Source organism: Streptomyces sp. SDT5-1, assembly GCF_052245995.1.
Taxonomy (GTDB): Bacteria; Actinomycetota; Actinomycetes; order Streptomycetales; family Streptomycetaceae; genus Streptomyces.
In genome coordinates this window covers 3,383,179-3,403,076 of the sequence record NZ_CM125963.1, presented here as the reverse complement: position 1 = coordinate 3,403,076, position 19,898 = coordinate 3,383,179, and the positions used below count along the sequence as shown (strand labels likewise).

The window sequence follows — 19,898 nt, the reverse complement described above, 5'->3', positions numbered from 1 at the left end:
GAGGCCGCACCGGCCCGCACCTGACAGCGAACCTTCCTGGGAGAGGCCGCACCGGTCCGCACGTGGCAGTGGGCCTTCGTGGGGAGGGCGGGCCCGCCCGTGCGTGAGACGGCGCAACCGTGCGGTCGGTGCGGTGCGTCAGTTCAGCAGTACGGTGGTGGCGATGTGACAGGAGGGACTGCGGTGCGCGGACAGGGGGCTGGGGAGGACGGCATACGCGGGCCGCGCCGGGGGTTCGCGCCGGTTCTGGCGGTCCTGGTCGCGGCGGCCGTCCTGGTGCTCGGCGGGCCCGCCGTCGACAGCGCGCAGGCCGCCCCGCTGTGCGGCGGCCACCACGCCCGCACCCTGCGCTTCGAGACGGGCCGCGTCGTCCTCTACAAGAAGAGCGGTTTCGTCTGCGCCGTCACCTACGCCAAGCGGGCCGGCGCCCGCCGCACCATGTCGGTGAGCGTCCAGGCCCGCGGCAACCGGGCCGTCGTCGACAAGGGCCGCTACACCCGGCACGCGGGCCCGGTCACCGTGCACGCGGGGCACCGCTGCGTCCGCGTCAAGGGCGCCGTCGGCTCGAAGTCGGTGCGCACCGGCTGGATCCTCTGCTGAGTCAGATCCTGACCGCGCACCCCACCGGCCTGCTGCCGCCCAGCGTCACGTAGAGCGCGGTCGACGGCGGGCACGCGGAGCGGGACGACACCGCCGTGACGACCCGGTACTCCGGGGCACGCCGCCCGAAACCGTCGCAGGCCGTCTCCCTGACCTCGCCCCTGCCCGCCGCCGTGACGCAGTCGCCGACGATCGTGCGGGGCCCGCCGCCCGCGCCCGGGTCGCCGGGGTGCGGGGGCTCCAGATTGCGCACGCAGGCGTAGCCGCGCGCCACGGACCCGTCGCCGTCCTCGTCGGCCGCGGGCAGGTCCTCGCTGATGTGCAGCACGAAGTCGGTGCGGGCCGGGCACAGCGGGCCGTCCTCGGCGTCGCCGTCGTGGCGGGCCAGGACCCGGGCGACGGCCCGCTCGCTGCGGCACGGCACCTCGTCGAACGACGTCCGCCCGCGCGAGGCGCACTCGCCGGCCGCGAGGAACACCGCCCCGAACCCGGACGAAGCGGTCGCCGAAGGGGAGTCGCCCGACGACCCGGACGAGCCCTGGCAGCCGGCCACGGCCAGCGCGAGGAGCGGCACCGCGCACACCGCCCCGACCCACCGCGCAGGCATGGCACAACCCCCCGACTCCCCGTCCAGCGTGGCCCGTGGCGGCGGGCACACGCCAGGTGTGCGGGGGGCTTTGCGTCAGGTGCCGACGGGGCGCGCGGATCAGTGCGTACGCCCCCTACGGACGGGTCAGTACGACAGCCCGTAGCCGATCGGGTAGAGGACCCGCGTCGGGTCGTCCGCCCGCTGCACCGGCACAGGCAGCTTCCCGCGCGGCTCCGCCTTCCCCGCCAGCACCCGTACGGCCGCCCGCAGTTCGACGTCGATCCACGAGTACGCAGCGAGGTGCGCGTCGGCGGCGGACAGCTGGGCGACGTCGTACGGATTGCGCATGGACAGCGTGATCACCGGCACCCCGGTCGCGGCCACCGCGTTCACCAGGGCCTGCTGCGCGCTGCCCGCCGCGACGTTGTACGTGCCGACGACCACCGCGTCCTTGCCCTGCGCCGCCGCCACGGCCTGGGCGATCGTCGCCTGGGACGGCGCGGTGCCGGTCGGCAGGACGGTGGCGGAGAAGCCGAGTTCGGTGAGCGCCGCGCCGATCACGGTGGTCGGCGGGCCGTCGCTGAGCGAGGGGGAGGCCGGGTTGGCGCCGAGCACCAGGACGTTCTTGTGCGTGCGCCGGGACAGCGGAAGCAGCTTCTCCTTGTTGACCAGCAGCGTCGTCGTGCGCTCGGCGATCCGGTCGGCCGTCGCGAGATGCGCGGGCGTGCCGACGGTCCTGTCGACGCCGGCGTGGGAGACGTACGGGTCCTTGAGCAGGCCCAGCTTCGACTTCAGGCGCAGGATGCGCAGGATCGACTCGTCGAGCCGCGCCTCCGTCAGCTCACCGCCCCGTACGGCTTCGAGCACCGCGTTCCACGACACCGACAGGTCCGGCGGGTTGAGCAGCTGGTCGACGCCCGCCTTCAGGGCGAGCACCGGCACCCGGTCGTCGCCGTACTTGGTGCGGACGCCCTCCATGCCGAGCGAGTCGGTGACCACGACGCCGTCGTAGCCGAGCTGTTCGCGCAGGATGCCGGTGAGGATGGGGCGGGACAGTGTCGCCGGGTCCTCGGACGGGTCGAGGGCGGGGACCACGATGTGCGCCGTCATGATCGAGTCGATGCCCGCGGCGATCGCCGCCTTGAACGGCGGCGCGTCCAACTGCTCCCACTGCTCGCGGGTGTGGGAGATGTACGGGATGCCGGTGTGGCTGTCCGTGGCGGTGTCGCCGTGCCCGGGGAAGTGCTTGGCTGTCGAGGCGATGTGCGCGGACTGGTAGCCCTTCACCTGCGCGGCGACGAGCCCGGCGACCGCCTTCGGGTCGGCGCCGAAGGAGCGCACGCCGATCACGGGGTTGGCCGGATTGACGTTGACGTCGGCGTCGGGCGCGTAGTCCTGCCGGATGCCGATGGCACGCAGCTCGGCGCCCGCGATCTGCCCGGCCCTGCGCGCGTCCTCCCGGGAGCCGCTCGCGCCGAACGCCATCGCGCCGGGGAACAGGGTGGCGGGCTTGCCGACGCGGGCGACGATGCCGTGCTCCTGGTCGGTGGAGATCAACAGCGGGATGCGGGAAGGCTGTTGGAGGCCCGCCTTCTGGATGCCGTTGCTGAGGTCGGCGATCTGGTGCGGGTCGCGGACGTTGTGCGCCCACGCGAAGTAGATGATGCCGCCCAGCTTGTACTTGTCGATGAGCTCAGCGGCCGTGCGGACGCCGAGCTCCTTGAGGTTGGCGTCGATGTCGGCCTGGTCGGGAGCGGTGGCCGAGTGACCGTACACCCGCATCACGAAGAGCTGGCCGACCTTCTCCTCCAGGGACATCCCCGAGATGATCCTCTTGAGGGCCTGGTCGGACGCGGCGGCGCCCGCGGCGCGCGCGGCGGGGGCGCTGAGACCGGCGGCCGCGGCGCCGAGGGTGGCGGCGGCGAGCACGGTACGTCTGGACAGTGGCACGATCGCTCCTTCCGGAGGAGGCGCGGACCCTGAAAATAACTTCCGCGCGCAACGGATATCCGGAAAATTTCTGCCGGTCAAGAGTTCGCGCGGGTACGGAAGTTGGCGGGCGGCCTGCGGGGGAAGGGGCCGCCACCGGCACTTTGGAGGGGGCGCACCGGTGGCGGCGACGCTGCCGGCCGCAGGCGGCGGAGAGGGTTTGTCAGCGTTCGCAGCCAGCAGCGATGCCGACACCGCACTGCGGTGACTCTCCGGCAGCGTGTCCTTCTGACGGAAGCATGCTGGCCCGGGTTCCCGGAATTCGCGGATTTCGTGAAATCGGTGCGGAGGGGGTGAATGGGGTGGCGGTGACGGTCATGCCCAGGTCAACCCGCCGAACCCTCGTCCACCAGGCAGTCACGGCCGCGCTCCCGCAGCGCCTCGACCGCCGCACGGACCGCGGGCCGCCGCGCCGTGCCGCCCCGCCACAGCGCGTAGAGCCGCCGCCGCGGCACCGGATCGAGCCGCACCGCCACCACCCCGTCCGGCAGCGTGCCGCGGCCGAGCCGGGGCAGCACCGCGATGCCGAGGCCCGCCGCCACCAGCGCGGCCAGCGTCGGATTCTCCTCGGCCTGATGCGCGATGAGCGGCTCGAAGCCCGCCGCGCGCATCGTCCGCAGCAGCCAGTCGTGGCACACCCGGCCCGGCGGCTGCGACACCCACCGCTCGCCCCCGAGCTCCTCCCTGCGCACCGCCTTCCGGCCGGCCAGCGGATGACCGGCCGGTACGACGAGATCGCACAGGTCGTCCCCGATGACGGCCTGCTCGACCCCGGCGGGTGCGGGCAGCGGCGCGATGTCCCAGTCGTGCGCGACCACGAGGTCGACGGCACCCTTCGCCACCAGGTCCACCGACAGATGCGGGTCGACCTCGGAGAGCCGGGTGTCGAGCGCCGGGTGCCGGACGGCCAGATCGGCGAGCGCGCCGGGCAGCAGCCCCCGCGCCGCCGAGGCGAACGCGGCGATGGTCAGCCGGCCCGCGGGCACGCCGCGGCGCTCCTCGATGCCGGTCTCCGCGCGCTCCATGATGGCCATCAACTCGCGTGCCGTCTCCGCGAGTTGCAGCGCCTCGTCGGTGAGCCGGACGCCCCGGCCCTCCCGCTCGAGGAGCACGGTACGGGTCTCCCGCTCCAGCTTTGCGATCTGCTGCGAGACGGCGGACGGCGTGTACCCGAGCGCGGCCGCGGCGGCGCCCACGGTGCCGTGCACGGACACGGCGTGCAGGGCGCGCAGCCGCTGAAGATCCAACATGACCGTGCCCTCCGTGAGCTTCGTCGATTAGCCGTGCTTCATCCAACCATGCAGCAATCATCGCTGGTGCTAAACGGTCCCTGCCGGTGATCCTCGACGCATGAAACCCGCGCACATCGGCCTCGCCGTGCTCGTCGCCGCCCTGTGGGGCGTCAACTTCGTCGTGATCGACATCGGCCTCGACCACTTCCCGCCGCTGCTCTTCTGCGCCCTGCGCTTCCTCCTCGCGGCGCTGCCCGCGATCTTCTTTGTGGGCCGTCCGAGGGTGGCGTGGCGGTGGGTCGTGGGGGTGGGACTCGCGCTGGGCGTGGGCAAGTTCGGGCTGCTGTTCGTCGGCATGAACGCCGGGATGCCGGCGGGCCTGTCCTCCCTCGTGCTCCAGGTCCAGTCGGTGTTCACCGCGGTCATCGCCTTCGCGTTCCTGCGCGAACGGCCGGGGCCCGTACGCGTGGTGGGCATGGTCGTGGCGCTCGCGGGCATCGCCGTGGCGGCGGTCGACGAGGGCGGTTCCGGACCGCTGGGCGCGTTCGCGCTGGTGCTGGTCGCCGCCGCGTTCTGGGGTGTGTCGAACGTCCTGACCCGCAAGGCGTCGCCCGAGGCCCCGTTCGCGTTCATGGTGTGGACGAGCGCGGTCCCGGTACTCCCGCTGCTCGCCCTGTCGTTGCTGTTCGAGGGCCCGACGCGGGACGCGGACGCGCTCGCCTCGCTGGACCTGCCGGGGGTGGGGGCGATCCTCTTCGTGGCCCTCGTGACGACGCTCTTCGGCTTCAGCGCGTGGAGCCGCCTCCTGCGCCGCTACCCCGCGTCCACGGTGGCCCCCTACACCCTCCTGGTCCCTGTCTTCGGCATGTCGTCGGCGTCCTTGTTCCTCGCGGAACCGGTGAGCGGGTTGCAGTGGTGCGCGGCGACGCTCTTGGTGGGCGGCGTGGCCCTCACGACACGGGCAGGACGGCCTACGCCGACTCGTTCAGCAGCCGCGCCAGGTGTTCACGGCCCCCCGCCAACAACCCGGGAAGCGGCGCAGCCCCTTCGTACCAGCGCGCCTCGTACTCCCAGCACAGCCACCCGTCCCAGCCCTCCCGACTGAGTACCTCCACGCACTCCGCCAGCGGCAGCACCCCCGCCCCCAGCGGCAGCGGTACCGTGTCGTCGGCCCCGGCGATGTCCTTGACCTGCACGTATCCGAGGTAGGGGGAGAGTGCCGCGTACGAGGAGACCGGCTGCTCGCCGCCGAGCCACGTGTGCATCACGTCCCACAGCGCGCCCACGCTGCGGTGCCCGACGAGCCCGAGGACGCGGGACGCCGCCGCCCCGGTGCGGTGCGAGTCGTGCGTCTCGAGGAGCACCCGTACGCCGCGCTCGGCCGCGTACTCCGCCGCGACGCCCAGCCGCCGCGCGGCGACGGCGTCCGCCTCCTCGGCGCTCTGCTCGTCCCCGCCGCCGGGGAACACCCGCACGTACGGCGCGCCCAGGTCGACCGCGAGGTCCACGAGGGCCCGTACGTCGTCGAGCACCGGGCCGTCGTCGCCGGGCGCGGCGACCCGCGCGTACCCGGCCACGCCCAGGACCTCCACGCCCGCCGCCTTGAACCGGGCGGCGGCGTCGGCCCGCCCCGCCGCGTCGAGTCCGGGGTGCACCGGTTCCTCGGGGTGGGCGCGGAGTTCCACGCCGTGATAGCCGTGCGCGGTGGCGAGCGCGAGCACGTCGTCGAGGGGGAGACCGGGGACACCGAGGGTGGAGAACGCCAGCTTCATGGGGCGGACCCTATCCGTCACTCCGCGCTCCTGTGGAGAGCCAGCTTCCAGTCCTGGCCGATCAGATCCGCGCCGAACGAGCGGTGCGGCTTCTCGCCGACGAGGACGAAGCCGTGCCGCTGGTAGAGGGAACGGGCCGCCTTCAGGACGTCGTTCGTCCACAGCACCACCTCCCGGTAGCCGACGCCCCGCGCGAAGTCGACGCACGCGCGCACCAGCCGGTCGCCGATGCCGAGCCCGCGCGCCTCCGGTTCGACGAGCAGCAGCCGCAGCCGCGCCGTGCCGGGCGCCTCGTCCCGTACGCACATCACGCAGCCCACCGGGCGGCCGTCGAGCTCGGCGATCCAGACCCGCTCCAGGTGCGGGTCGTGGTCCTGCGCGAAGTCGGCGACGATGCGCGCGACGAGGCCCTCGTAGTCCGCGTTCCAGCCGAACTCGGCGGCGTACAGGGCGCCGTTGCGCGCCACGATCCAGCCGAGGTCGCCGGCTCCGGGCTCGCGCAGCAGGACGTTCTCGGGGTGCGGGGCGGCGCGGCCGTCGCCGAGCACCTCGCGCACCGTGCGCAGCGCCTGGGAGAGGCGGTCGCGTTCGGCGGCGGGGACGGTGGCGAGGAGCGCGCCGACGGTCTCGCGGGACCGCTCCTCCAGCAGGTCGGCGGTGCTCCGGCCGTGTGCGGTGAGGGTAATGCGGCGGCGCCGCGAGTCGCGCTCGGACGAGCCGCGCTCGACGAGCCCGTCCCGCTCGAACTTGCCGAGGATCCGGCTCAGGTACCCGGCGTCGAGGCCGAGTTGGTTCCGCAGGTCGGCGGCGTCGACCTTCTCCGTGTGCGCCAGCTCGTACAGCACACGGGACTCGGTGAGGGTGTACGGGGCGTACAGGTGGCGGCTGTAGTCGAGCGCGCCGATCACGTTCGTGTAGAAGCGGTTGAAGGACCGGATGTCGTGGACGGTCATGGCTGCCTCGCACCGGATCGTTGACTCAGTCAGAGGTTCGCGACGCTGCCCACGGTACGCCGCGCGGCCACGGCTGTCGCCCCCTCGGCCGCCCCCGCGGCGTCAGTCCCTGCGCCCCGGCCACGCGCCGAGCGCGAACTCGGCCACCCGCTCCAGCTCCGCCGCGTCCGCCCCGTCCCGCGCCCGCTGCGAGAGCCCCTGCACGACGGCCGCGAAGTACGAGGCGAGCGCGGCGACGTCCGTGTCGCCGGGCAGTTCGCCGGCCGCGCGGCCCTGGCGCAGCCGCTCCTCGAACGAGGCCACCCCGGCGTTGCGCACGTCGCGCAGGAACGCGGCGACCTCCGCGTCCTGCTCGGTCACGTTGGTCGCGGCGCTGATGGCCAGGCAGCCCGCGGGGTGCGCCGGGTCTGCGTAGGTGCGGGCCGCCTCGCGCAGGACGCGCGCGAACGCCCCGTACGCCGTCGGCTCCTCGGCGAGGGCCACGCCGACGAACGCGCCGACGGGGGACCGTCCGTAGACCTCGACGGCCTCCTTGAACAGCGACTTCTTGTCGCCGAACGCGGCGTACAGGCTGGCCGGGCGGATGCCCATGGCGGTGGTCAGCTCGCCGACGGACGTCGCCTCGTAGCCCCGCTCCCAGAACAGCCGGACGGCGACGGCGAGCGCTGCGTCGCGGTCGAACGTGCGGGGCCGCCCGCGCGGCCGGGTCTCCCGATCGGTCATGGTGCCACTGTATCGGCCGTTCTTGAGCGAGCACTCAAGAACGGTGCTACGGTCCTCGCAGCTCGTTCTTGAGTCATCGCTCAACAAATAAGGCTGCCTGTGGAGACCTGGGGGTACGGCACATGGTGGGGACGGACGACGGGCACACCCTCGCGGGCTGGGCGGGCTGCGCGCTCGCCGCGGCCGGCGCCGCGACGGCGGGCGCGGGGATCATCGGCTGGCGGCCGGGCCTCTGGCTGGGTGCCGCGGCGCTCGCCGGGGCCGCGCTGCTCGCCTGGGGTCTGCATCTGGCGGGCTGGGGCAAGCCGCCGGGACCGCGCCCCGCGGCTCAACGGCCGGTGCGGGTACGGGACATGAGCGCCCGCGACGGACACCCGGGCTGCGTCGGATGCCGGATCGCGGGGCGCGGCCGCCGCGCCGCCGCCTCCGGGTAGGCGCTACGCGCGCGGCCTGCCGGTCGAGCCGCGCACCACCAGCTCGCCGCGGACCTCCACGATCCGGCCCATGGGCGCCGCCTCGCGGCCCATCGCGATCCGGCCCGCGCGCGCCGCCGCCTCGGCCAGCGGCAGATGGAAGGTGGTCAGCGGCGGGGCCGCGTCGACGCTGAAGGGCAGGTCGTCGAAGCCGACCACCGAGACGTCGTCGGGGATGCGCAGGCCCGCCTCGCGCAGGGCCGCGCACGCGCCGAGCGCCACGCTGTCGTTCGCCGCGACGACGGCCGTCAAGTCGGGCTCGCGGCGCAGCAGTTCGGCCGTCGCCGCGTACCCCGACGCGCGGTCGTACGAGCCGTGCACCACGAGCCCGGCCGCCTCGTCCACCCCGGCGGCGGCCAGCGCCTCGCGGTGGCCCTCCAGGCGGTGCCGCGTCGTCGTGCGCTCCTCGGGGCCCGCGACGTAGCCGATCCCGCGGTGCCCGAGCTCCAGCAGATGCTCCGTCAACTCCCGGGCCCCCGCCCGGTTGTCGAAGGTCAGCGCGACCGCGTCGGTGTCCGGTACCGGCGGCCGCCCGCACAGCACGACCCGGGTCCCGGCCTCCGCGAGCCGCCGCAGCTTGCTTGCCACGGCCGCCACATGGGCCTGGTCCTCGATCGCCCCGCCGGTGAGCACGACCGCCGCCGCGCGCTGGCGCTGGAGGAGGGTGAGGTAGGTCAGCTCGCGCTCCGGCTCGCCGCCCGTGTTGCAGACCACCGCGAGCCGCTCGCCGCCCGCCCGGCCGCCGGGGCCCACGATCTCGGACTGCACGGCGGAGGCCATGATCCCGAAGAACGGGTCGGCGATGTCGTTGACCAGGACGCCGACCAGGTCGGACGTGGCGGCGGCGAGGGCGCTGGCCGGACCGTTCAGCACGTAGTCCAGGTCGTCCACGGCCTTGAGCACCCGCTCGCGCGTGCTCGCGGCGACGGGGTAGTTCCCGTTCAGGACGCGCGAGACGGTGGCGGGGGACACCTGTGCGCGGGCGGCCACGTCCGCCAGGGTCACGGTCATCTGGTCAGCCTCCGTGAACGGTCCCGGGCCCGCGAGTGAGCTCCCGGGGCGCCGGTTCTCCATCCGCTCTTGTCCGAGCGGCAGTGCAGAGGCTAGCTTCTTCTTACGTAGAAAGCGCTTGCTACGAAAGATTCGGCGGGCGCCGCCCCACGTATGCCGCCATACGTGGGGCACGAGTGGCCGGTCGGCCGGAGGAAGGGACTCACGTGACACGCAAGACGGTGCGCATCGCCATGAACGGTGTGACGGGGCGCATGGGCTACCGCCAGCACCTCGTCCGCTCCATCCTCGCCCTCCGCGAGCAGGGCGGGCTCGACCTCGGCGACGGCACGGTGCTGTGGCCCGAGCCGATCCTCGTGGGCCGCCGCGAGCACGCCCTGAAGGCGCTCGCCGAGAAGCACGACCTGGACCCGGCGAACATCTCCACCGACGTGGACGCCGTGCTCGCCGACGACAGCGTCGACATCTTCTTCGACGCCGCCATGACCCACACCCGCGAGGACTTCCTCAAGAAGGCGATCGCGGCGGGCAAGCACATCTACACCGAGAAGCCGACCGCCACCGGACTGGAGGGCGCGATCGAGCTGGCCCGACTGGCGCGCGAGGCGGGCGTCAAGTCCGGCGTCGTCCAGGACAAGCTCTTCCTGCCGGGCCTGCTCAAGCTGAAGCGGCTCATCGACGGCGGCTTCTTCGGCCGCATCCTGTCCGTGCGCGGCGAGTTCGGCTACTGGGTCTTCGAGGGCGACTGGCAGGAGGCCCAGCGGCCGTCCTGGAACTACCGCTCGGAGGACGGCGGCGGCATCGTCGTCGACATGTTCCCGCACTGGGAGTACGTCCTGCACGAGCTGTTCGGCCGCGTGACCTCGGTCAACGCCCTGGCCGCCACGCACGTCCCGACCCGCTGGGACGAGAACGGCAAGCCCTACGAGGCCACCGCCGACGACTCCGCGTACGGCATCTTCCAGATCGACAATCCGCAGGGGCCGATCGTCGCGCAGATCAACTCCTCGTGGGACGTCCGCGTCAACCGCGACGAGCTGGTCGAGTTCCAGGTCGACGGCACGGAGGGCTCCGCCGTCGCGGGCCTGCGCAACTGCCGCGTCCAGCACCGCAGCGCCACCCCGAAGCCGGTCTGGAACCCGGACCTCCCGGCGACGTACTCCTTCCGCGACCAGTGGCAGGAGGTGCCGGACAACGGCGAGTTCGACAACGGCTTCAAGGTCCAGTGGGAGCTGTTCCTCAAGCACGTCTACACGGGCGCCGACTACCACTGGGACCTGCTGGCCGGAGCGCGCGGCGTGCAGATGGCCGAACTCGGGCTCAAGTCGTCGGCGGAGGGCCGCCGACTCGAGGTCCCGGAGATCGCGCTCTGACCCCTGCCGCGGAGTTTCCGCGGCTCGCCCGCGAGCCCGACGGAGGCCGCCCGGCGGGGCCCCGAGGTCCCGCCGAGGGCTCTGTCGTGGACGACCGTGAGACTCCGTGGCCGACCGGGTGGGCCTTCCGCGGGCCTGCCGTCGTAGTCCGCGGGCGCCCGCGCCGTCGTGCGCGGCGCCCGTGATCCTTGCCGGCCCGGCCGCCGTCGGCCCGGCCGCCTGACGTGAGACGTGCGCTTCTGGAGGCGTCGTGACCATCCATCTTCCGCATTCCACCGGCGAGTTGACGGCCTACGAGCCGCGCGCCGAGCCCCTGTCCTTCGACACCGGCGCCCCGCTCGCCTCGCGTGTCGTGTTCTCCGCCGCGCACGTCGTCGCCGACCCGTTCGCCGACACCACGCCCGACTCCCCGGCCGCCGTCGACTGGGACGCCACCCTCGCCTTCCGCCGCCACCTGTGGTCGCACGGCCTCGGCGTCGCGGAGGCCATGGACACCGCGCAGCGCGGCATGGGCCTCGACTGGGCGGGCGCCGCCGAGCTGATCCGCCGCTCGTCGGCCGAGGCAAAGGCGGTCGGCGGCCGGATCGCGGTCGGCGTCGGCACCGACCAGATCGCGCCCGGCGCCTCCCTGGCCGAGGTGCGGGCCGCGTACGAGGAGCAGCTCGCGGTCGCCGAGGAGGCGGGAGCGCAGGTCATCCTGATGGCCTCGCGCGCCCTCGCCGCCGCGGCCTCCGGGCCCGAGGAGTACGCCGAGGTCTACGGCCACCTGCTGCGGCAGGCCGCCGAGCCCGTCGTCCTGCACTGGCTCGGCCCGATGTTCGACCCGGCCCTGGAGGGCTACTGGGGCTCGTCCGACCTCGACGCCGCCACCGACACCTTCGTCGAGATCATCAAGGCGCACTCCGACAAGGTCGACGGCATCAAGGTCTCGCTCCTGGAGGCCCGGCGCGAGATCGACATCCGGCGCCGCCTCCCGAACGGCGTCCGCTGCTACACCGGCGACGACTTCAACTACCCGGAGCTGATCGCCGGCGACGACCGCGGCTTCAGCCACGCGCTGCTCGGCATCTTCGACCCGCTGGGCCCTCTCGCCGCGAAGGCGGTGCGCACCCTCGACACCGGCGACGTGACCGGGTTTCGCGAACTCCTCGACCCGACCGTCGAGTTGTCGCGTCATCTGTTCCAGGCGCCGACCCGCTTCTACAAGACGGGCGTCGTGTTCCTCGCCTGGCTCTCCGGCCACCAGGACCACTTCGTGATGGTCGGCGGCCAGCAGTCGTCGCGCTCGCTGCCGCACTTCGCGCGCGCCTACCAACTCGCCGACCAGCTGGGCCTGTTCCCGAAGCCGGAGCTGGCCGAGGCCCGGATGAAGAACCTGCTCGCCCTGTACGGAGTGTCCTCATGAGCCCCACCGCCGACCCTCGCTTCTCCATCAACCAGATGACGGTCAAGCAGCTCGGCCTGCCCGAACTGGCCGACGCCTGCCGGGAGTTGGGTGTCCAGAACCTCGGCACCTGGCGTGCTCCCGTCCAGGAGTACGGCGTCGAGGCCGCCGCGAAGCTGCTGCGCGACAACGGCCTGAACGTCACCACGCACTGCCGCGGCGGCTTCCTCACCGCGATCGACGAGGCCGAGCGCAAGGCCGCGATCGAGGACAACAAGCGGGCCGTCGACGAGTGCGTGACCCTCGGCACCGACGTCCTCGTGCTCGTCTCGGGCGGCCTCCCGGCCGGTTCGTACGACCTGAACGGGGCGCGCGAGCGGATCGGCGACGCGCTCGTCGAGCTGGCCCCGTACGCCGCCGAGCGCGGCGTACGGCTCGCGATCGAGCCGCTGCACCCGATGTACGCCTCCGACCGCTGCGTCGTCTCCACGCTCGCGCAGGCCCTCGACATCGCCGAGAACTTCCCGGCGGAGCAGGTCGGCGTGTGCGTGGACACGTACCACATCTGGTGGGACGACCAGGCGCCCGCGGGGATCGCGCGGGCCGGTGAGCAGGGCCGCATCGCGACGTTCCAGCTCGCCGACTGGACGACGCCGCTACCGGAGGGCGTGCTCAACGGACGCGGCCAGATCGGCGACGGCGCGATCGACATGCGGTACTGGCGCGGCCTCGTCGAGGCGCAGGGGTACACGGGGCCCATCGAGGTCGAGCTGTTCAACGAGGGCCTGTGGGCCCGCGACGGGCGCGAGGTGCTGGCCGAGACGGCCGAGCGGTTCACGCGGCACGCCGCCTGAAAAGTTTCCCCGCGGCCCCGTACAACCCTCCGCGCGGCCCGCGTGTCGTACCTGATGTCGGAACACCTGGGAGGGGGATCTGGGGGGATCGGGGGTTCCGGCGCAGGAGGGGGAGAGCCCGAGGGGCCCGGTCCGCGGACCGGGCCCCTCGCCGCGCTTCACCGTCCGGTGATCAGAAGAAGACCCCGCAGCGCAGCAGGACGTTCGCGTACGGGCGCGCCTCTCCTGTGCGGACGACGAGGCGCGCGTGCGCCGACAGCGCCTTCAGCTCCTCGTGCGTGACGAAGGTCAGCGGCGCCAGGCGCTCTTCGAGCAGCGCGGCGGCGTCCGGGTTCGCGTCCGTGATCTCGCCGGCCGCGGTGGCCGCCTCCACCACCAGCTCGTCGAGCAGACCGTCGAGGACCTCGGCGAAGGACGGCACCCCGGCCCGGAACGCGAGGTCGACGACGCGCGGCCCCGCCGGGATCGGCATGCCCGCGTCGCAGATCAGCACCCCGTCGCCGTGCCCCAACTCGGCGAGGGCGCCCGCGAGATGGCGGTTGAGTATGCCGGCCTTCTTCATACGGAGGCCACCTCGTCCGCCGTCGGGTACGACGCCTGCGCGCCCTCCTTGGTGACCGCCGCGGCGCCGACCTTCGCGGCGTAGGCGGCGGCGTCGGCGAGGGACGCGCCGGTGCCGAGCCGCCACGCGAGCGCCGCCGTGAACGCGTCACCGGCGCCGGTCGTGTCGACGGCCTTCACCTTCACCGCGGGCACACGCTGGGAGCCGGAGGCGTCCGCAACGAGCGCGCCCTCGGAGCCGAGCGTGACGACGACCGAGCGCGGGCCGAGCGTCAGGAGCTGCCGCGCCCACTCCTCCGGCTCTTCGCCGAGGTCGGTGCCCGCGATGACCTTCGCCTCGTGCTCGTTGACGATCAGCGGGTCGCAGGCCGCGAGGACCTCGTCGGGGAGCGGGGCGGGCGGCGAGGGGTTGAGGACGAGCCGCGCGCCGTCCGCCAGGCTCCGCGCGACCTCGGCGACCGTCTCCAGCGGGATCTCCAGCATCATCGAGACGACCCGCGCGTTCGCGAACAGCTCGCCCGCCGCCCGTACGTCCTCGGGCGTGAGCCGCCCGTTCGCGCCCGGCGACACCACGATCGAGTTGTCGCCCGACGGGTCCACGGTGATCAGCGCGACCCCGGTGGGCGCCCCGCCGACCAGCACGCCGGACGTGTCCACGCCCGCCGCCTCCATCGAGTCGCGCAGCAGCCTGCCGTGCCCGTCGTCGCCGACCCGCGCGAGCAGCGCCGTGCGCGCCCCCAACTTGGCGGCGGCCACCGCCTGGTTGGCGCCCTTGCCGCCGGGGTGGGTCGCCAGGTCCGAGCCCAGGACGGTCTCGCCCGCGCCGGGGCGCCGGTCGACGCCCACCACCAGGTCGGCGTTGGCCGACCCGACGACGAGGAGGTCGTACGTGTTCATGCTGTGCCTTTCTCCGTATGCCACGCCAAAGGGTACGAGTGCGTCACGTGAAGTCGGCGACGTTCTTCGCCGTGACGACCTTCACCGGTACCTTGACGGCCGAGGAGATGTCCTGGTCCTTCGCCGCCTTGATGGCGTTCTGGACGGCCATCCGCCCCAGCTCGCGCGGCTGCTGGGCCACGGAGGCGTACAGCGTGCCCGCCTTGACGGCCTTGAAGCCGTCGGGCGTGCCGTCGAAGCCGACGACGGGGACGGACTTGCCGGCCTTGGAGCCGAGCGCCTTGATCGCGCCGAGCGCCATCTCGTCGTTCTCGGCGAAGACGCCGTCGATGTCGGGGTGCGACTGGAGCATGTTCGTCATGACGTCGAGGCCCTTGGTGCGGTCGAAGTCCGCGGGCTGCTTGGCGACGACCTCGATGCCCGGGTACTTCTTGATCCCGGCGGTGAACCCGGCCCCGCGCTCACGGCTCGCGGACGTACCGGCCTGGCCCTGAAGGACGACGATCTTGCCCTTGCCGCCCAGCTTGTCGGCCATGATCTTCGCGGCCTGCTTGCCGCCCGCGACGTTGTCGGAGGCGACGAGGGTCGCGGCCTTCGCCTTGTTGACGCCGCGGTCGGCGGCGACGACGGGGATGTCGGCCTTGTTGGCCGTGCGCACGGACGGGCCGACGGCGTCGGAGTCGACCGGGTTCACGATGACGGCGCTCATGCCCTCGCTCGTGAAGTTCTGCAGCTGGTTGGCCTGCTGCGAGGCGTCGTTCTGTGCGTCCGTGACGGTCAGCTCGACGCCCTGCCTCTTCGCCTCGGCCTGCGCGCCCGCCCGCATCTCCGTGAAGAACGGGTTGTTGAGCGTGGACACGGCCATGCCGAGCTTGAGGTCCTTCTTGCCGCCGGAGGAGCCGGTGTTGTTCCACACCGCGAGGCCGCCGACGATCGCGACGGCGACGACGGCCGCGATCACGTACTGCATGCGCTGCTTCGGGCCGCCGGTCCCGGCGCCCGCGGCGGCGGGCTGCGCCCCGGCCTTGCGGCGCGCGGTGTCGAGCAGCACGGCGAGCGCGATGACGACGCCGATGACGACCTGCTGCCAGAACGCGGAGACGGAGAGGAGGTTGAGGCCGTTGCGGAGCACGGCGAGGATCAGCGCGCCGATGAACGTGCCCGACGCCTTGCCCGTGCCGCCCGCGAGGGAGGCGCCGCCGATGACGACGGCGGCGATGGCGTCCAGCTCGTAGCCGTTGGCGGCCTGCGGCTGCGCGGAGGCGAGCCGGGAGGCCAGAACGATGCCGGCGACGGCCGCGAACAGGCCCGACAGGCCGTAGATGACGAGCTTCTGCCGCTTGACGCGCAGACCGGAGAGGCGGGCCGCCTCCTCGTTGCCGCCGATCGCGTACATGGATCGGCCGATGAACGTACGGCCGAGGACGACCGCCGTGATGAGGCCCATCACGACCATCACGATGACCGGCACCGGCAGCCAGCCGCCCAGCGTGTCACCGAGCTTGGAGACCGAGTCGGGGAACGGGATCGGCGAGCCCTGCGAGATCACGAGCGAGAGCCCGCGCCCCACCGACAGCATCGCCAGCGTCGCGATGAACGGCGGCAGCTTCCCGTACGAGATGAGCAGGCCGTTGACGAAACCGCAGGCGATGCCGGTGACGACGGCGAGCAGCACGGCTATGACGACCGGCACGCCCTCGTTCGTGGCCGCCCACGCGAGGACGGTCGCCGACAGGGCCGCCACCGAGCCCACCGACAGGTCGATGCCCGCCGAGACGATGACGAAGGTGACGCCGAACGCGAGGATCGCGGTGACGGCCGCCTGCACGCCGACGTTCAGCAGGTTCTGCGTGGTCAGGAAGTCGCCGGACATCAGCGACATGGCGACGACCAGGACGACGAGCGCGGTCAGCGCGCCGTTGTCGAGGAGCAGCCGCAGCAGGCTCCCGCCGTTCTTGGCCTGGGTGTTCTTGAGCGTGTCAGTGGTCACGGGAGCCCTCCTCCTTGAAGGCGCTGTGCTGCTGGTTGCTGACGGCGAGTGCCATCACGGAGTCCTGGGTGGCGTCCTCGGCGGCGAGTTCACCGGCGATGCGTCCCTGCGCCATCACAAGGACCCGGTCGCTCATGCCGAGCACTTCGGGAAGGTCGCTGGAGATCATCAGCACGGCGTGGCCCGCGGCGGTCAGCTCGTTGATGAGCTGGTAGATCTCGACCTTGGCGCCGACGTCGATGCCGCGCGTCGGCTCGTCGAGGATCAGCACCTTGATGTCCGCGAGCAGCCACTTGCCGATGACGACCTTCTGCTGATTGCCGCCGGACAGGGTGCGCACGTGCTGGCCGAGCCCGGCCATCCGCACGCCGAGCTGCTTCGCGATCCGCTCGGCGGCCTCGTGCTGCCCCTGCCGGTCGACGAACCCGGCGCGGGTCGCCGTCCGCATGGTGACGAGCCCCAGGTTCTCCTCAACCGACTGGTCGAGGACGAGGCCCTGCCCCTTGCGGTCCTCGGGGACGAGCCCGACCCCGGCCGCCATCGCGGCGATGACGTCGTGCCGGGGGAGCGCGGTCCCCGCGACCTCCACCGATCCCTTGTCGTACGGATCGGCACCGAAGACGGCCCGTACGACCTCGGTGCGACCCGCGCCCACCAGGCCCGCGATGCCGACGACCTCGCCGGCCCGCACCTCGAAGCCCACGTCGTGGAAGACGCCGTCCCGGGTCAGACCCTCGACCTTCAGGAGCGCGCTGCCGGTCTCCGGCCGCTCGCGCGGGTACTGCTGGTCGATGGAGCGCCCCACCATGAGGCGGACGAGCTCGTCCTCCGGGGTGGAGGCCGGCACCTGCCCCACACTCCTGCCGTCGCGGATCACGGTCACCCGGTCCCCGAGCGCGGCGATCTCCTCCAGGTGGTGGGTGATGAAGACGACGCCGACGCCGTCCTCGCGCAGCTGCCGCACGATCGCGAACAGCTTGTCGACCTCCTCCGAGGTCAGCACGGCGGTCGGCTCGTCCATGATGAGCACCCGCGCGTTCAGGCTGAGCGCCTTCGCGATCTCCACCATCTGGAGCCGGGCGATGCCCAGTTCGCGCACCCGCGCGCGTGGCGACACATTGACGCCCACGCGCGCGAGGAGCTCCTCGGCGTCGGCCTCCATCCGCTTCCGGTCGACGAGCCCGAACTTCCGGGGCTGCCGCCCGAGAAAGATGTTCTCGGCGACGGTCAGATCGGGAACGAGATTGAACTCCTGGTAGATCGTCGCGATCCCGAGCCGTTCGGCGTCCTGCGCGCCGTGGATACGGACCTGCTCGCCGCCGACGGTGATCCGGCCCTCGTCGGGCGTGTAGGCACCGGAGAGCATCTTGATCAGCGTGCTCTTTCCGGCCCCGTTCTCACCGAGCAGGACGTGCACCTCCCCGCGGCGCAGGTCGAAGTCGACGCTGTCGAGCGCGACCACGCCGGGGAACGTCTTCCGTATCCCTTCGATACGCAGCAACTCTTCGGAGCTGCTCATCCGTTGCTCCTCTCCATTGAGGTGGGCGTCTGTGGGGGTTCGCCGCAGGAGCGCCGTACGACGAGGTGGGCGGGGAGGGCGACCGACTCGGGCACCCGCCCCTCGATCCGGTCGACCAGGGCGCGCACGGCGGCCCGGCCGAGATCCTTGGTGGGCTGGGCGATGGCCGTGATCGGCGGATCGGTGTGCACGAACCACGGGATGTCGTCGAACGCGGCGACGGCGATGTCGTCCGGGACGCGCAACCCGCGCGCGCGGATGGCGTCGAGCGCGCCGAGCGCCATCAGGTTGTCGGCGGCGAAGACGACCTGCGGCGGCTCCGGCAGGTCGAGGAAGGCCTCGGTCACCCACCGTCCGCTGTCCGCCTGGAAGTCGCCCTGCCCGATGTAGGCGTCCGGCAGCTCCAGCTCGTACGAGGCGAGGGCCTCACGGAAGGCGTCGACGCGCTCGCTGCCGGTCGTGGTGGCGGCGGGCCCCGCGATGATCGCGAGCCGCCGGTGGCCGAGCGCGTGCAGATGCGCGACGAGGTCCCGCACGGCGCCCCGGCCGTCGGAGCGCACCACGGGAACGTCCACGCCGGGGATCCACCGGTCGACGAACACCATCGGGGTACCGGCCCGCGCGGCGTCCAGCATCAGCGGGGAGGCGCCGTCGGTGGGGGAGACCAGCAGCCCGTCGATGCGCCGGTCGAGCAGGGTCCGTACGTGGTGGTCCTGGAGCTCGGGGCGCTCGTCGGCGTTGCCGATGATCACGCTGTAGCCGAGCCCGCGGGCCTCGTCCTCGACGGCCCGCGTCAGCTCGCCGAAGTACGGGTTGAGCACGTCACTGATGACGAGCCCGAGCGTCCGGGTCTGCGCGGTGCGCAACGACCTGGCGACGGCGTTGGGCCGGTACCCGAGCGACTCCACGGCGGCCAGCACCCGACGGCGCGCGTCGGGGCTCACGGACGGATGGCTGTTCAGGACGCGGGAAACCGTGGCGACGGAGACCCCGGCCTCGGCCGCGACATCCTTGATCCCCACCATCGCGCCACCTCCTTGTGGCTCCATGGAATCGATTACACGGAGGATTGGAATCGATTACACGGGGCGGGGGCAAGGGGGTTCCGGGTGGTCGTAACGGGATCGTGATGGGACTTCGAGCGCCAGGTGAGCAAATCAAGCCCCTGCGGCGATTGAGCAGCGGGGCACGGGGCAGAGCCCCGATCTTTTGAAGCCCCGCCGGCGATTGAGGCGCGGGGTCCGGGGCAGCGCCCCGCGGCCGCAACCACGTCGCAGGCCGAACGGAATTGTCGGTGCCGCGTGCGAAGGTGGAAGCACCGCAACGCACCACGGATGACGGATACGGAGCAACGGACGTGAACCACGCGCAGCTCACCGCCCTCGGCCGCGCCCTCCGGGTGCTCGGCGAGCACGGCGAGAAGCTCACCGGCGACACCCCGGACGACGTGCTGCACGAGATCCGCGGCGACCTGACCCGCGCCCTCGACCAGCTCGACGACGCGGTGTCCGGCGAGAAGCCGACGACCCGCTGCAAGGAGCACCCGTACGGCCCGGTCGAGGAGTCCGCCCCCGACCTGTGCCTGTTCTGCGAGACCCGCCGCCGCAAGGCCCGCCGCTCCGAGATCTCCGGCGACCCGGCCCCCCGCCACACGGCGGAGCGCCCCGTCCTGTCCCGGTACGGCACGCGCGAGGACCGCCCGCAGCCCCAGCAGCGCTGGATCCCGGAGATGTGGAACGGGCAGGTGTGGCAGCTCTGCGGCACGCCCCGGCACGACCGCCGCGAGGCGGAGCTCTACCTGGCGGCGCAGCGCCGGCGCCCGGACGCGGCGATGGCGTACCGCCTGGTCCACGAGTTCACGGACTACGAGGTGGTCCGCGTGTGGGGCACCCCGATGCGCGTCGACCCGGAGCCGATGGGCGGGGTGTAGGCGCGGGCTCCCCGCGGACCCTCCCGCGTTGTCGGACCCGGCCGCTAC

Annotated in this window: 18 protein-coding genes and 1 pseudogene; 7 read left to right on the top strand and 12 right to left on the bottom strand. The window is 72.8% G+C overall.

What is annotated here, in order from left to right:
* The first annotated feature begins 183 nt into the window (after window positions 1-183).
* A complete protein-coding gene (locus tag ACTWJ8_RS15825) occupies window positions 184-600 on the top strand; it encodes a DUF7311 family protein (RefSeq protein ID WP_356376611.1) in 417 nt (138 codons plus the stop codon).
* A 1-nt stretch (window position 601) separates the two neighbouring features.
* Here the strand turns inward: ACTWJ8_RS15825 and ACTWJ8_RS15820 are convergent, their stop codons facing one another.
* The 3 genes from ACTWJ8_RS15820 to ACTWJ8_RS15810 all read right to left on the bottom strand — a co-directional run bounded on the left by ACTWJ8_RS15820 (window position 602) and on the right by ACTWJ8_RS15810 (window position 4,428).
* Window positions 602-1,207: a hypothetical protein gene (locus ACTWJ8_RS15820; protein WP_356376613.1), complete on the bottom strand. Its 606-nt coding sequence runs from the start codon at window positions 1,205-1,207 to the stop codon at window positions 602-604.
* A gap of 126 nt (window positions 1,208-1,333) precedes the next feature.
* On the bottom strand, window positions 1,334-3,142 hold the full coding sequence (locus ACTWJ8_RS15815) for a glycoside hydrolase family 3 protein (protein ID WP_356377918.1): 1,809 nt from the start codon (window positions 3,140-3,142) through the stop codon (window positions 1,334-1,336).
* Between the two features lie 362 nt (window positions 3,143-3,504).
* The gene (locus ACTWJ8_RS15810) at window positions 3,505-4,428 is read right to left on the bottom strand and encodes a LysR family transcriptional regulator (RefSeq protein WP_443264193.1); all 924 of its coding nucleotides are present in this window, start codon (window positions 4,426-4,428) and stop codon (window positions 3,505-3,507) included.
* Between the two features lie 100 nt (window positions 4,429-4,528).
* Between ACTWJ8_RS15810 and ACTWJ8_RS15805 the strand changes: the two genes are divergently transcribed.
* Window positions 4,529-5,515 (top strand): EamA family transporter, encoded by a 987-nt coding sequence (locus ACTWJ8_RS15805; RefSeq protein WP_443264191.1) that lies wholly within the window; start codon window positions 4,529-4,531, stop codon window positions 5,513-5,515.
* Here ACTWJ8_RS15805 and ACTWJ8_RS15800 read toward each other — a convergent pair.
* The 3 genes and pseudogenes from ACTWJ8_RS15800 to ACTWJ8_RS15790 all read right to left on the bottom strand — a co-directional run.
* Window positions 5,472-6,182, bottom strand: a pseudogene (locus ACTWJ8_RS15800) (sugar phosphate isomerase/epimerase family protein); the annotation flags it as partial. The gene ACTWJ8_RS15805 and the pseudogene ACTWJ8_RS15800 sit on opposite strands and share 44 nt — an antisense overlap.
* A gap of 17 nt (window positions 6,183-6,199) precedes the next feature.
* Complete coding sequence (locus ACTWJ8_RS15795) at window positions 6,200-7,135, bottom strand: bifunctional helix-turn-helix transcriptional regulator/GNAT family N-acetyltransferase (protein WP_443264190.1); 936 nt, start codon at window positions 7,133-7,135, stop codon at window positions 6,200-6,202.
* Between the two features lie 102 nt (window positions 7,136-7,237).
* Window positions 7,238-7,858, bottom strand: a complete 621-nt coding sequence (locus ACTWJ8_RS15790; RefSeq protein ID WP_356376625.1) for a TetR/AcrR family transcriptional regulator — start codon at window positions 7,856-7,858, stop codon at window positions 7,238-7,240.
* Between the two features lie 122 nt (window positions 7,859-7,980).
* On the opposite strand from ACTWJ8_RS15790, the gene ACTWJ8_RS15785 reads away from it, so the two are divergent.
* A complete protein-coding gene (locus ACTWJ8_RS15785; RefSeq protein WP_443264188.1) occupies window positions 7,981-8,292 on the top strand; it encodes an HGxxPAAW family protein in 312 nt (103 codons plus the stop codon).
* A 3-nt stretch (window positions 8,293-8,295) separates the two neighbouring features.
* On the opposite strand, the gene ACTWJ8_RS15780 is transcribed toward ACTWJ8_RS15785, so the two are convergent.
* Window positions 8,296-9,342 (bottom strand): LacI family DNA-binding transcriptional regulator, encoded by a 1,047-nt coding sequence (locus ACTWJ8_RS15780; protein ID WP_356376631.1) that lies wholly within the window; start codon window positions 9,340-9,342, stop codon window positions 8,296-8,298.
* 206 nt (window positions 9,343-9,548) lie between these two features.
* Between ACTWJ8_RS15780 and ACTWJ8_RS15775 the strand changes: the two genes are divergently transcribed.
* The 3 genes from ACTWJ8_RS15775 (at window position 9,549) to ACTWJ8_RS15765 (ending at window position 12,953) form a co-directional block, all read left to right on the top strand.
* On the top strand, window positions 9,549-10,715 hold the full coding sequence (locus ACTWJ8_RS15775; RefSeq protein ID WP_356376634.1) for a Gfo/Idh/MocA family protein: 1,167 nt from the start codon (window positions 9,549-9,551) through the stop codon (window positions 10,713-10,715).
* 250 nt (window positions 10,716-10,965) lie between these two features.
* Window positions 10,966-12,120: a dihydrodipicolinate synthase family protein gene (locus ACTWJ8_RS15770; RefSeq protein ID WP_443264187.1), complete on the top strand. Its 1,155-nt coding sequence runs from the start codon at window positions 10,966-10,968 to the stop codon at window positions 12,118-12,120.
* The gene (locus ACTWJ8_RS15765; protein WP_443264186.1) at window positions 12,117-12,953 is read left to right on the top strand and encodes a sugar phosphate isomerase/epimerase family protein; all 837 of its coding nucleotides are present in this window, start codon (window positions 12,117-12,119) and stop codon (window positions 12,951-12,953) included. The genes ACTWJ8_RS15770 and ACTWJ8_RS15765 overlap by 4 nt, the downstream gene beginning before the upstream one ends.
* A 172-nt stretch (window positions 12,954-13,125) precedes the next feature.
* On the opposite strand, the gene rbsD is transcribed toward ACTWJ8_RS15765, so the two are convergent.
* From rbsD to ACTWJ8_RS15740, 5 genes are read right to left on the bottom strand one after another with little or no spacing between them, the layout of a single operon-like run.
* A complete protein-coding gene (gene rbsD, locus ACTWJ8_RS15760; protein WP_356376643.1) occupies window positions 13,126-13,515 on the bottom strand; it encodes a D-ribose pyranase in 390 nt (129 codons plus the stop codon).
* Window positions 13,512-14,411, bottom strand: a complete 900-nt coding sequence (gene rbsK, locus ACTWJ8_RS15755) for a ribokinase (protein ID WP_443264184.1) — start codon at window positions 14,409-14,411, stop codon at window positions 13,512-13,514. Before rbsK ends, rbsD begins: the two co-directional genes overlap by 4 nt.
* Before the next feature lie 43 nt (window positions 14,412-14,454).
* A complete protein-coding gene (locus ACTWJ8_RS15750) occupies window positions 14,455-16,401 on the bottom strand; it encodes an ABC transporter permease/substrate-binding protein (RefSeq protein WP_443264183.1) in 1,947 nt (648 codons plus the stop codon).
* Window positions 16,391-17,920, bottom strand: coding sequence for a sugar ABC transporter ATP-binding protein (locus ACTWJ8_RS15745; RefSeq protein WP_356376651.1), 1,530 nt, complete (start codon window positions 17,918-17,920; stop codon window positions 16,391-16,393). The genes ACTWJ8_RS15750 and ACTWJ8_RS15745 overlap by 11 nt, the downstream gene beginning before the upstream one ends.
* Complete coding sequence (locus tag ACTWJ8_RS15740) at window positions 17,917-18,945, bottom strand: LacI family DNA-binding transcriptional regulator (protein WP_443264181.1); 1,029 nt, start codon at window positions 18,943-18,945, stop codon at window positions 17,917-17,919. The genes ACTWJ8_RS15745 and ACTWJ8_RS15740 overlap by 4 nt, the downstream gene beginning before the upstream one ends.
* Before the next feature lie 332 nt (window positions 18,946-19,277).
* Here ACTWJ8_RS15740 and ACTWJ8_RS15735 point away from each other — a divergent pair, with 332 nt between their 5' ends.
* Complete coding sequence (locus tag ACTWJ8_RS15735; RefSeq protein WP_356376656.1) at window positions 19,278-19,850, top strand: hypothetical protein; 573 nt, start codon at window positions 19,278-19,280, stop codon at window positions 19,848-19,850.
* The last annotated feature ends 48 nt before the right edge of the window (window positions 19,851-19,898 follow it).

Excerpts from the sequence above, each read along its gene's own strand:
- ACTWJ8_RS15790 (WP_356376625.1), bottom strand. The coding sequence starts at position 7,858 with ATGACCGATCGGGAGACCCGGCCGCGCGGGCGGCCCCGCACGTTCGAC.
- ACTWJ8_RS15780 (WP_356376631.1), bottom strand. The coding sequence starts at position 9,342 with ATGACCGTGACCCTGGCGGACGTGGCCGCCCGCGCACAGGTGTCCCCC.
- ACTWJ8_RS15785 (WP_443264188.1), top strand. The coding sequence starts at position 7,981 with ATGGTGGGGACGGACGACGGGCACACCCTCGCGGGCTGGGCGGGCTGC.
- rbsK (WP_443264184.1), bottom strand. The coding sequence starts at position 14,411 with ATGAACACGTACGACCTCCTCGTCGTCGGGTCGGCCAACGCCGACCTG.
- ACTWJ8_RS15765 (WP_443264186.1), top strand. The coding sequence starts at position 12,117 with ATGAGCCCCACCGCCGACCCTCGCTTCTCCATCAACCAGATGACGGTC.
- ACTWJ8_RS15820 (WP_356376613.1), bottom strand. The coding sequence starts at position 1,207 with ATGCCTGCGCGGTGGGTCGGGGCGGTGTGCGCGGTGCCGCTCCTCGCG.
- ACTWJ8_RS15740 (WP_443264181.1), bottom strand. The coding sequence starts at position 18,945 with ATGGTGGGGATCAAGGATGTCGCGGCCGAGGCCGGGGTCTCCGTCGCC.
- ACTWJ8_RS15810 (WP_443264193.1), bottom strand. The coding sequence starts at position 4,428 with ATGTTGGATCTTCAGCGGCTGCGCGCCCTGCACGCCGTGTCCGTGCAC.
- rbsD (WP_356376643.1), bottom strand. The coding sequence starts at position 13,515 with ATGAAGAAGGCCGGCATACTCAACCGCCATCTCGCGGGCGCCCTCGCC.
- ACTWJ8_RS15745 (WP_356376651.1), bottom strand. The coding sequence starts at position 17,920 with ATGAGCAGCTCCGAAGAGTTGCTGCGTATCGAAGGGATACGGAAGACG.
- ACTWJ8_RS15795 (WP_443264190.1), bottom strand. The coding sequence starts at position 7,135 with ATGACCGTCCACGACATCCGGTCCTTCAACCGCTTCTACACGAACGTG.
- ACTWJ8_RS15805 (WP_443264191.1), top strand. The coding sequence starts at position 4,529 with ATGAAACCCGCGCACATCGGCCTCGCCGTGCTCGTCGCCGCCCTGTGG.